The 12,324-nt window shown below is 37.6% G+C and carries 8 protein-coding genes; 3 read left to right on the plus strand and 5 right to left on the minus strand.

Annotated elements, in window-relative coordinates; translation table 11 throughout:
• Positions 1 to 49: 49 nt before the first annotated feature.
• From priA to FC748_RS12620, 5 genes are all read right to left on the minus strand, one after another.
• Positions 50 to 2,464, minus strand: coding sequence for a primosomal protein N' (priA, locus tag FC748_RS12600; RefSeq protein WP_108029506.1), 2,415 nt, complete (start codon positions 2,462 to 2,464; stop codon positions 50 to 52).
• Positions 2,461 to 3,468: a bifunctional phosphopantothenoylcysteine decarboxylase/phosphopantothenate--cysteine ligase CoaBC gene (gene coaBC / locus FC748_RS12605; RefSeq protein WP_108029505.1), complete on the minus strand. Its 1,008-nt coding sequence runs from the start codon at positions 3,466 to 3,468 to the stop codon at positions 2,461 to 2,463. Before coaBC ends, priA begins: the two co-directional genes overlap by 4 nt.
• 131 nt (positions 3,469 to 3,599) lie before the next feature.
• Positions 3,600 to 3,827: a DNA-directed RNA polymerase subunit omega gene (gene rpoZ / locus FC748_RS12610; RefSeq protein ID WP_024362090.1), complete on the minus strand. Its 228-nt coding sequence runs from the start codon at positions 3,825 to 3,827 to the stop codon at positions 3,600 to 3,602.
• Between the two features lie 4 nt (positions 3,828 to 3,831).
• Entirely contained in the window at positions 3,832 to 4,449 is a 618-nt protein-coding gene (gene gmk, locus FC748_RS12615) for a guanylate kinase (protein ID WP_024362091.1), read from the minus strand.
• A gap of 43 nt (positions 4,450 to 4,492) precedes the next feature.
• Positions 4,493 to 5,368, minus strand: coding sequence for a YicC/YloC family endoribonuclease (locus FC748_RS12620; RefSeq protein ID WP_024362092.1), 876 nt, complete (start codon positions 5,366 to 5,368; stop codon positions 4,493 to 4,495).
• A 304-nt stretch (positions 5,369 to 5,672) separates the two neighbouring features.
• On the opposite strand from FC748_RS12620, the gene FC748_RS12625 reads away from it, so the two are divergent.
• The 3 genes from FC748_RS12625 (at position 5,673) to FC748_RS12635 (ending at position 12,293) form a co-directional block, all read left to right on the plus strand.
• Complete coding sequence (locus FC748_RS12625) at positions 5,673 to 7,367, plus strand: Rqc2 family fibronectin-binding protein (RefSeq protein ID WP_108029504.1); 1,695 nt, start codon at positions 5,673 to 5,675, stop codon at positions 7,365 to 7,367.
• A gap of 734 nt (positions 7,368 to 8,101) precedes the next feature.
• Positions 8,102 to 9,787, plus strand: coding sequence for a methyl-accepting chemotaxis protein (locus tag FC748_RS12630; protein ID WP_108029503.1), 1,686 nt, complete (start codon positions 8,102 to 8,104; stop codon positions 9,785 to 9,787).
• Between the two features lie 850 nt (positions 9,788 to 10,637).
• A complete protein-coding gene (locus tag FC748_RS12635) occupies positions 10,638 to 12,293 on the plus strand; it encodes a peptide ABC transporter substrate-binding protein (protein ID WP_025218771.1) in 1,656 nt (551 codons plus the stop codon).
• Positions 12,294 to 12,324: the final 31 nt, after the last annotated feature.

The following is a 12,324-nucleotide window of genomic DNA, read 5'->3' on the forward strand; positions in this document are numbered from 1 at the left end:
ATCCATTATGCGGTAGTCAAGCTTGCTCGAAAAGAGCTATTGCGCCTTTTTATATCGTAGACGGGTCTAAATCAACCGTCATTAATATCCCCTGCTTAATCCATTCTGCTCGATACATCGCAAGTAAACGTTGCAAGACAGGTATCAGATTTGGTTCAATTTTATATTTTATCAAACATTGATAGCGATATCTATTTTGGAGGCGGCTAATACTCGCAACTGTTGGGCCAATAATGGACACTTGATTGGATAAATTTCCTCGAAGCCAATCTGCTGCACGTCCTGCATACTCTGCTGCCATCATGACATCTTCATGCGATACTTGTATAAGTGCAACGAAATAATAAGGTGGATAGCCCGAACGACGGCGTAAAAACATTTCCCGTTCATAAAATGGCTCGTAATCTTGTACTTTAGCTAATTCAATTGCATAATGCTCAGGCGTATAAGTTTGAATTACGACTTCACCCGCTTTATCATGACGACCTGCTCTACCACTTACCTGTGTAAGTAATTGGAAAGTCCGCTCCGCAGCACGGTAGTCTGGTAAATGTAATGATGTATCGGCACTAAGCACACCAACAAGTGTAATATTAGGAAAATCAAGTCCCTTTGCAATCATTTGCGTACCGAGTAAAATATCAGCTTGCCCCTCACCAAATGCTTGCAAAATCTCTTCATGTGCCCCCTTGTGCTTTGTTGTATCAACATCCATTCGTAATACCCTTGCTTCTGGAAATAATTTATAGATTTCTTCTTCTACCTTTTGTGTCCCTGTACCAAAATATCGAATATGCTCACTTTGACATTGCGGGCAAATTTGTGGCACATGCTCTTCATAACCACAGTAATGACACTTAAGTTTTTCCGTTGTGCGATGATAGGTTAATGAAATATCACAGTTCGGACATTGCACGACCGTCCCACAATCACGACATAGCACAAAGGACGAATATCCTCTTCGATTTAAAAACAACACCATCTGTTCTCGTCGTTCAAGTCGCGTTCGTATCCCTTCAATTAGTAGTTCCGAAAACATCGAGCGGTTTCCTTTTTGAAGTTCCTCTCTCATATCTGCAACATATACAGTTGGCATTGCTTGATGCAGCGCACGCTGTTTTAACGTTAATAGTGTATAGACCCCTTTTTTCGCACGGGCATATGACTCAAGAGCGGGTGTCGCACTACCTAAAATAACAGGACAACGGTAATATTGGCTTCGCCAAATGGCTACATCTCTCGCATGGTAACGGGGTGAATCTTCCTGCTTGTAAGTCGATTCATGCTCTTCATCTAAGATAATTAGCCCTAAATTAGTAAAGGGTGCGAAAATTGCTGAACGGGCACCTACTACAACCCTTACTTTCCCTTGTTGAATTTTACGCCACTCATCATACTTCTCTCCAACAGATAACCCACTATGCATCACGGCAACCATCTCACCAAAACGACTACGAAAACGCTCCGTCATTTGGGGCGTTAACGAAATTTCAGGCACTAACATAATAGCTTCCTTGCCGTCATTTAAAACCTTTTGAATCGCTTGCAAGTAAACTTCCGTTTTGCCACTACCTGTAACACCTTGCAATAAAAAGGTGGCAGCAGATTGTGTCTCAATAGAATGCGTAATTGCTTTTAATGCAACTGCTTGTTCGTCCGTTAATTGTAAGGACTGTGTACGTGCAACATCCTTTGTAAAAGGATCTCGATACACTTCTTCTTGTATAAAACTTGCTGCGCCTTTTTCAATAACCGCTTGTAATACAGCAGCCGAGACAGCAGTTGCTTCATAAATTTGCTGTGGTGTAAAAACTTCACCTAAATGCGAAGCCATCCATTCAATTAAAGAACGTTGCTTCGCAGCTCTTGATGCCTCTTGCATAGCATTGCTTAATGCTTGTTCGTCCTCAGTTATCTTTACCATACGAACTTCTTTTACATTGCCTTGTTGCTTCACGACATTTTCTATTTTTACAATTTTATCGGCAATTAACGTTTTTAAGAGTGGCAATAATCCTGCCCGTTCAAATTCCTTAAAGTTTGCCTGTTGTCGCTTCCCAAAAATTTGTTGGACAGCCATTGGCAAAATCGTTTGATGATCGAGTAATTTGACGATTTTTTCATACTTAGCTCGTAATGCGGAGGGTAGCATTACTTGCAAAGCATCAATTTCATAGCAAATTGTTTCATTTTTAAGCCACTTTGCCATCAACAACATTTCTTCAGTAAAAACAGGCTCTATATCTAAAATTTGAGCAATCGGCTTTATTTTATTAGTTGGAACATCTGTCTCATGTTTTAAACCTACAACAAATCCTAGTACATTTCTCGGTCCAAATGGTACTTTTACACGACAGCCTTTCTCTATAACAGCTACCCATTCTACAGGAACCGCATAGTCAAATGAGCGATCTACATGGTATGTTGAAACATCCACTATGATCTCTGCGTATAAAATGTTCATTGCGACTCACCTTGTAATATATGATGCCATAAAACTTTTGCAAATTGTGTCGTATCTGAAATATTGACAATTTGTCCGTTTATTGTTGCTGTTTGACTATAGTCAATCCATTCATCGGCTATTACTTGTAACATCGGATTCCCTAGCACTTTTTGTCCAAATGTCACTGCCTCTGTACCTGCAATGGATAGAGTAGGGGCACTTTCAATTGTTGGTATGTTGGCTGCGTGGATAAATAAGAGCTGCGCATTTTGCTTTTTAACGTTCTCTACTTGCGAAATGAGGTCATACGCATTTGTTGCTTCTTCACCTAAAAGAATGACATGTGCCCCTAGTGCTTGCGCTTCTCTCGCTAACGCTTGTCCAACCTTACCATCGGCCTTTGTACTAATTACATGCTGATTATCCATAGGGACATAACTTGCTCCGGCTGTTACAAGCACCGTTCGTCCTGCTAATGGCTTTGGAGCGAAAAAATACTGTTGCACAAGTGCCGTAATTTTCTCTGGCTCCTCTAAACGGCCTTTCCCAACATAGCCACATGCTAAAAAGCCTTCTGACGGTTCGATAAATTGATAACCATCTGTTGCTAGTTGTGCCAAATTGCGCTTAACCGCTGGATGATCATACATATGGACATTCATAGCAGGTGCAATCCAAACAGGTACAGTAGTAGCAAGTAATGTCGTTGTTACCATATCGTCTGCAATACCGTTTGCTAGTTTGCCAATCACATTGGCAGTTGCAGGAGCGACTAATATTAAATCTGCCCAGTCAGCTAAATCTATATGGGCAATGACATTTGAATCTTTTTCATCAAATGTATCGAAGTAGACATCATTTTTTGACATGACTTGAAAGCTTAGCGGATTGACAAACTGCCGGGCTGATGCTGTCATAATGACCTTTACACGGGCACCCGCCTGCGATAGTTTACTCACTAGCGCGACAGCTTTATAAACCGCAATACCACCTGAAACACAAAGTAAAATATTTTTATTCATCTACAATGTCGTCCTTTCAAACGATAAGCTCCCAAAGGACAATTTCCTCGGGAGCTCTCGGCATTTTTGTATAATCAAAAAATCACTGCAGATTTTAACATTAACTTGGCAAAAGCTTTATACCATCAATGTTAGATTTCGTCTTCGTACACAGCGGACTCATCCTGTGATACTTTTGTAAGTACACCTGCTGCTACCTCTTCAAGTGCTTTTCCTACATATTTATAGGAAACATATTTGTGTAGGCGCTCAGTACCTTCTACTTCTTGCATTTGACGAGCACGTTTTGATGCTAAACTTACTAAAGAATATTTTGAATCGATTTCTTTTTTTAAGGCATCTACTGATGGGTATAACATTGGTTTATTCTCCTCTCAACATTGACAAATATCTTTTTTCAACACGTTCTCTTCGACAATGCTCGGCTTTAATAATCGCATTTATACGATCACAGGCATTTGTCACTTCATCATTTTCAACTACATAATCGTATAAGCTCATCATTTCAAGCTCTTCACTTGCAGTTGCAATGCGCTTTGCAATAACATCCGCTGTTTCTGTCCCACGGCCAACTAAACGATCTTTTAATTCCGTTAAACTTGGAGGGGCTAAGAAAATAAATAAGGCATCCGGTGCTTTTTTACGAATTTGTGCTGCTCCTTGTACTTCAATCTCCAAAAATACATCACGACCAGCATCAAGTGTTTCATTTACATAGGCTAACGGCGTGCCATAGTAATTGCCTACAAATTCAGCGTGTTCTAATAAGCCACCTTGGTCAATTAACGTTTCAAACTCTTCACGTGTCTTGAAAAAATAGTCTACACCATCTACTTCACCTTCGCGAGGATTTCGTGTTGTCATTGAGATGGAATACTCATAATTCGTATTCGGTTGAGAAAATAATTCTTTTCGCACTGTCCCTTTTCCTACACCAGACGGGCCAGACAGAACAATTAATAATCCACGTTCTTTTATCATTTATTCTCTATATCTCCCTTAATTTATAACAGATGCAGGCATGTTATTCGATATTTTGAACTTGCTCACGCATCTTTTCTAAAATTGTTTTTGCCTGAACTACTGCAACGGCTGCTTCTGTCGATTGATTTTTAGAACCTATCGTATTGATTTCACGATGGATTTCCTGCATTAAAAAGTCTAATTTACGCCCGATTGAAACGGTTTCTAGTAACGTTTCTTCCAGTTGGTTAAAATGACTATCTAATCGATCCAATTCTTCCGTTATGTCCACTCGTTCTGCAAATATCGCTACTTCTGCGAGTAAACGATCTTCTAAAAGCGCTACTTCTGCAATTTCAGCAATCCGTTCTACTAAACGTGTACGATATTTTTCAACAGCAAGTGAAGAACATGAACGTATTTGATTCACTTGTTCCATTAGCTGTTCTTTATATTGTACAACAACATCTTGCAATTCTTGCCCTTCACGCTCACGCATTTGAATCAACTGTCCAATGGCTTCTGTTACCGCATGTTCCACAGCACCTAATAAATCTTCTGGCGTTAGTTGCGGCTTTTCTTGCACTAATGCTTTCTCAAGCGCTAGTAGCTCCTGCATCGTCCATTTTTCTTCTAGCGGTACTTTACTTGCTAATTGTTCTTTTGCCTTACGATACGCTTCAATTAATGACCAATTAATTTCAATAGATTGCTCGACATTTTCTAAATCTTTTACATATACCATCACATCAATTTTCCCTCGGGATAAAGCTTGTGAAATTAATTTCTTCGCAAAAACTTCTGCTTCAAGCCATTCTTTCGGAAATTTTGCATGAATTTCTAAAAAACGATGGTTGACCGAGCGTATTTCTACGGTTAACTGAAAGTCTCTTGTTGTTGTGACACCTCTGCCAAAACCAGTCATACTACGCACCAAGGTTCGTCACACCTTTCTTTGCATACTGGGATAATTATAACATAAGCTCCGTCATTTATGACGTCTCTCCACAAAAAAATCGCTAGAGCAAAAATTAATTCTACCACATCTGAAGCTATATTTTAATATTCACCTAAAAAATGCTATGATAAACATACTAAAAAAGCATTCGTGCTTGAAATGGCTGTTTTGGGAACACTTTATAAAATTATGAATTGCACCATTGTAGTTCGTTTTAGCAGACCTTTTCAGCGCAAATACGAAAACACAATGATGCAATATATCGTTGGAAAGAGGAATTAAAATGGCATTTGATGGTTTATTTACTTATTCAATGACAACAGACCTACAAAAATTAGTAACAGGTCGTATTACGAAAATACATCAACCTAACGCTCAGGAAGTTGTTTTACAAATCCGTGCAAATGGAGGGAACCATAAATTATTATTTTCTATCCACCCTTCCTATGCACGTGTACATCTTACAGAGCAAACAATTGAAAACCCTGCTGAGCCCCCTATGTTTTGTATGCTTTTACGTAAGCATCTAGAGGGTGGTTTTATTTCTTCTATTAAACAGCATGAGTTAGATCGTATTATTATAGTAGAAATCCAAAGTAAAAATGAAATCGGTGATCCCATTGTACGGGAACTACATGCAGAAATTATGGGTCGCCATAGTAACCTGTTATTAATTGATACAGAACAAAATAAAATTATCGACAGTTTGAAACATTTATCACCTTCGATGAATAGTTTCCGAACAATATTACCAGGACAGCCTTATATCGCCCCACCTGCACAAAATAAATGGCAACCTCTTACGGTCGATGATGAGCAACTAGCTGCATTTTTCGCAGAGCCAAAAACCGCTAAAGATATTGTGTCGCAATTTATTGGCTTTTCTCCATTACATGCAGAGGAGTTATTATTTCGCTTAACCGCCACGTCAAACAAAGTCGGATGCTTCAAGGACTTTATGGCAGATTTTAATGATGGTGGCAAAGAACCGATGTATGTTTACGCGCATGGTAAAACATACTTCTCCCCAATTGCTTTAACACATTTACAAGGAGAGAAAACTGCCTACCCAAATGTACATGAGCTTCTTGACCGTGTATTCTTTGCTCGCGCGGAGCGAGATCGTGTGAAGCAACAAGCAGGTGATTTAGAACGCTGGTTACAAAACGAAATCGACAAACTATCGTTAAAAATCAAAAAACTGACGAAAGACTATGAACGCGCCTCCAAACTAGATCAGTTCCAATTGTATGGGGAACTATTGATGGCCAATATTTACGCTTTTGAAAAAGGTGTGAAGGAAGTGACCGTCACAAACTATTACAGTGAATCTGCTGAACAAGTGACGATTCCGGTAAGTGAGCGTAAAACACCGATTGAAAATGCACAAAATTATTACACGAAATATACGAAGGCTAAAAATGCCCTTATTATGGTGCAAGAGCAACTCGAAAAAACGAGAGAAGAAATAACTTATTTTGAGATGTTAGCGCAACAAGTGCAACAAGCATCGCCTGGTGATATCGAAGAGATTCGTGAAGAATTAGCGGAACAGGGCTATTTAAAACTTCGTCACGCTAAGAAAAAGAAAAAACAGCTTAAACCTGAACCCGAACATTTTCTATCATCTACAGGAACGCCCATTTCTGTAGGGAAAAACAACAAGCAAAATGATATGCTGACATTTAAAATAGCAAAGCGTACAGATATTTGGCTACATACAAAAGATATACCAGGCTCTCATGTAGTCATTCACAACGCTAATCCCGATGATACGACATTGCGAGAAGCTGCAACACTTGCCGCCTATTTCTCAAAAGCACGTGACTCATCTTCTGTTCCGGTAGATTATACAGAAATAAGACAAGTGAAAAAACCTAATGGTGCCAAACCAGGATTCGTTATTTACTTCGAACAAAAAACATTGTTTATAGATCCCGATGAAACGGTTATTTTACAATTAAAGAAACAGTCTTAATAATAGCAATAGAGGCTGGGACAAAAGAGAAAAGGTGTTAGATTGATGGCAGTCAATCTAACACCTTTTTTGCTGCGCCGTTGTTGTTGGCTCGGCGGTGCTTTCCGCTCAGCACAGTAAGCCGCAACCCTCGCTAACGCGCGGAATGCCAGCGTCTTACGCTGTGTGCGTTCTGAGCAGGAGTCACCGCATCCGCTACCAACAACTAGTGAATCCTTCTAATGTTTTATTTATTGCAAATGCAAGAATAGATAAGTTCTCCATAGAACAAAAAATTTATTGTTCCTTATATTTTTTTAGTTATATTTCAGCCACTTCTTTTGTTATGCCGTTGCTATCCGCAAGGGGATTGCTTTACGCAGGTACACCGCAAGGCGCTACAACATGTAATATGCTCTTCTATTTATCCTCATTACAAAAGAAAAAATAGCTAAGTACTTGTGCATACTCAATAGCAATCTTGCACCGAAATCCTACGATTTTATAAAAATTTTATCGTTATGTCCTAGCCCCTATTTTTTTCAGTTGTTCATCCACAGCAATCCGTACTATATAACGATAAAAATTTGTGTCCATTTCAATTTTCACAGGCAATGTGCCCTATCATAAAATAAAAAGATTTTAAGCATGAATATTCTGAACTGTTTCTATGTCCGCTTATTGACTTCTCGCTTCTACGATGTCTTAATTTAACTATAAAAAATTTTAAAGCATTTTAGAAAGGGCGTATTACTATGTCTGTTGGCAAAAAATTAAGCTTCGGTTTTTTCTCAATTATTTTGATCTTATTTATGTCTTTGCTTATTTTGTTCAACCAATTTTCCAATATTGAGAAGAAAGTTGAAGCTGCATTAGAAGACCGCGTTTCCCAAGTAGAACTGTCAGATAGTATTCAATTTGAAATGGCGATGCAAGGTCTTTTTATTCGCGCAATGTTTATAGAAGATACAGCAAGTAATAAGGATAGTTTAATTAAACACGCTGGATTGTTAGATGAGCACGTTGCCGAAATTGCAAAAAAAGCAGATTCGCCCGAAATGGTTGAATATGCCAAAGAACTTGATACATATAACGATGCTTTTAACCAAGCAGCTGATCGTGCTTTAGCTTTACATGATGAAGGAAAATTAGATGAGGCGTTAAAAATAGTCAATAGTGATGCACAACAAGCAAACCGAGGACTACTAGAAGTCTCAAATAAAGTTGTCGATTACCAAAAAACACAGCTAGAGAATATTACAGCAGAATCTAAAGAAGCAGTGAAAAATTCACAAATCATTTCGATTATCGCGATTATTATTGGTGTAGCACTTGGCATATTCTTAATGCTTTATGTACATCGCAAAGTTACTACCCCTTTAAAATCAGTTGTAGCCGCTGCCAACAACATTGCAAACGGTGAATTATATCATCAAGATATTACCAACCACTCTAAAGATGAAATTGGACAACTGGCGATAGCCTTTAATACGATGAAAAGTAACTTAAGTAGTTTAATGACACATATTCAAAATAACTCAGAACATTTAACAGGCGCAGCCGAGGAGTTAACGGCTTCTACTGAAGAAGTTTCTGCTACAACAGAAGAAGTTTCTTCACGCATTCATGAAACCGCCGCCGCGGCCGAAACCGCAACAATTGCTGCAAAGGAAAGTGCTGCCGCCATGGATGAAACAGCTACAGGTGTACAACGTATTGCAGAAGCAACACAACAGCTTCACCATAGCGCCATCGCTACATCAGAAACAGCCAATACAGGGAACAATATAATAGAAGAAGCCCAACAGCAAATGAATGTAATCAATGATTCTACTCAACTTATTAACACACTCGTTCAAAAACTAAGTAAACAATCAGTAGAAATCAGCAATATTACAGAAGTTATTACAACAATTACAGATCAAACCAACCTGCTCGCTCTAAATGCCGCTATCGAAGCAGCACGCGCAGGTGAACACGGGAAAGGCTTTGCTGTTGTAGCAGATGAGGTGCGCAAGCTAGCCGAAGAATCAAAACAATCCGCTAATAAAATTGTCGCTTTAACACAAGATATTCAGCAAGATACTAAAAATGTAGAAAAAGCAGTAGTCGACGGTCTTCATTCTGTAAATGATGGTGTTAAAATGATTGGAGAAGCAGGTATTGCTTTCGAATCCATTGTCCAAGCAATTACGACGATGTCCGATCAAATAGAAGATATTTCAGCAACATCAGAAGAAATATCTGCCAGCGCTGAACAAGTAGCCGCATCAGTTGCTGAAATTGCTTACGGCGCTTCAGCAAGTGCGGATAATACAAAGATTATTGCCGAAGCTATGAAAGAACAAGCAGCTACAATTCAACAAGTAAACTTCGTTGCAACAGAATTAAGCGAGAAATCTTTAGAATTACAAAATCAGATTCACCAATTTAAGTTATAAAACAATAAGTAAACATTCTAGGTAAATGCTGATAACGAGACAGCGTTTATTCTAGAGTGTTTTTTTACACGATTTTTTTAGAAATAATTGGATAATCTGAATGATAAAATGTGAAATTTAGATATGAAATCATTTTTATACAAAATATAGCTGACTTTGTTGATTTCTGTCGAAAAGAGGAAACTGCACAATCAAAAATCTATTCTTAATTGAAAAACACCGCACATTTTTTATAAAAAATAGCGATTAAAAGGCAAATGAATTATTTTAAAAAAACATTAGACTACTTTCTTGTGCTAAAATCCCCCTATAAACAACATAAATAGTCATGTTAAATCAACCAAATTTCTCTCAATTTCCCTTTTTTTCTCTCCCAAAGCTAAATACTAGATAAATACAAAACAAAATTTTTATATATCATTTATAGATAGTATTATTCATATTTTTAGATTAGAAACTGCAAAAAATTACCTAATAAAAAATCATATTCACTTAGTTTTACAATGATTTTCTACAAAACTATAAAAATTCTTCAAGGTAGAACATCTATGACTTTAGAATCATTTTTTATTTTGTAATAATATTATCAAAAAAATAGGAATTTTCCGTATAGTAAATCATTTTTTTGATTTTGTTTCATTTTTGATATTTTTAGCTATTTTAAATCAAATTCTCATTATTTAAACACTTTTGTACTCTAAAGTGATAAACAGAAGAAAATTATTATTCTTGTAAATGTCAGATAATACTATATAAATTTGAATCTTTTTTATTTTGTGCACAATGACTTTTTTGGTATATTAAATAGGAGCTTCACAAAAGGCTTAAAAATTGTATAAGGGGGATTCACATGAATAAGAACAAAAAGTTTTTATTACTAACTGTCCTTGCAGTATTTTCATTAGTACTTGCTGCATGTGGCTTTGGTGGAGATTCGTCTGACAAAGCAAAAGACGATAAAAAAGATTCTGGTTCATCAGAAACAGCAAAAGAGCTGAACTTAGTAATACCTTCTGAGCCACCATCTTTACACCCACAACTTGCAACAGATTCTACATCTAGTGCAATCTTAATTAACGTATTTGAAGGTCTAACTCGTGCAGACGCTGATGGACAACCACAGCCAGCTATGGCTGAGAAATGGGATGTAAGTGAAGATGGTTTAACTTACACATTCCACTTACGCGATGCAAAATGGACAAACGGAGATCCAGTAGTTGCTGGCGACTTCGAATATGCTTGGAAATGGGCTTTAAATCCAGAAAACCTATCTGAATATGCTTCTGTATTCTACCCAATTAAAGGTGCTGAAGCTTACAATACAGGTGCTGGTTCTGTTGATGAAGTAGGAATTAAAGCTGAAGATGAAAAAACATTAGTTGTTACTTTAGCAAACCCAACTGCTTACTTCTTAGAGTTAACTGCATTCAAAACTTACTCACCAATCAACCAAAAAGTGGTTGAAGGTAAAGATGATTGGTACGCTGAAGCTGGTGAAAACTACGTAACAAACGGACCATACACATTAGATACTTGGAAACACAGTGATTCAATCGTGCTTAAGAAAAACGACGGTTACTGGGATGCTGCAAATGTAGCAGTTAATACAGTAAACATCGGTATGGTTGAAAACGAAGCAACTGCTGTAACAATGTTTAAAAATGGAGAAATTGATTACTTAGGTTCTCCATACCAAACAGTAGCACTTGATGCTATTGATGGATTCAAAGCTGACAAGTCATTAAATATTGATGACTATGCTGCTATCTATTGGTACAAATTCAACACAACAGATAAAGTTACTGGAAACGCTAACATCCGTAAAGCGTTAACATTAGCAATCGACCGTCAAGGCTTAATTGACAACGTAACTAAAGGTGAACAAAAACCTGCATTAGGTATGGTTCCATCTGCAATCAGTGGTTTTGAAGAAGACCGCGGTTACTACAAAGATAACGATGTTGAAGGTGCTAAAGCAGCACTTGAAGCTGGTATGAAAGAACTTGGTATTAAAGACGCTAAAGATATCAAAATCAACTTATCATTCAATACAAGTGAAGCACACGCTTCTATCGCTCAATACATCCAAGAAGGATGGAGCAAAAACCTTGGAATTACTGTAAGTCTTGATAACTCAGAATGGCAAGTTTACTTAGAAAAACTTAACGTTCTTGACTATCAAATCGGTCGTATGGGCTGGATTGCAGACTACAACGATCCTTACACATTCTTAGAAATGTACGATACTGCTAAAAACGGTAACAACGATACTGGTTGGGAAAATCCGAAGTACAAAGAATTGTTAAAACAATCAGTTGCAGAAGTAGATACAGCTAAACGTCTTGAGCTATTAAAAGAAGCTGAAGCTATCGCAGTTTCAGAATTCCCAGTTGCGCCAATCTACTACTACACAAACCTTTCAGTAAAACAAAAGTATGTTAAAAACATGGGACCAGATAGACTTGGTATCATCCAACTTAAAAACGTTGATTTAGACGCTAAATAATCTAAATAATATTTTTTAAGCTCTACAGCGA

Origin of the sequence: Lysinibacillus sphaericus (assembly GCF_005217585.1) — a bacterium.
GTDB classification, from domain to species: Bacteria; Bacillota; Bacilli; order Bacillales_A; family Planococcaceae; genus Lysinibacillus; species Lysinibacillus sphaericus.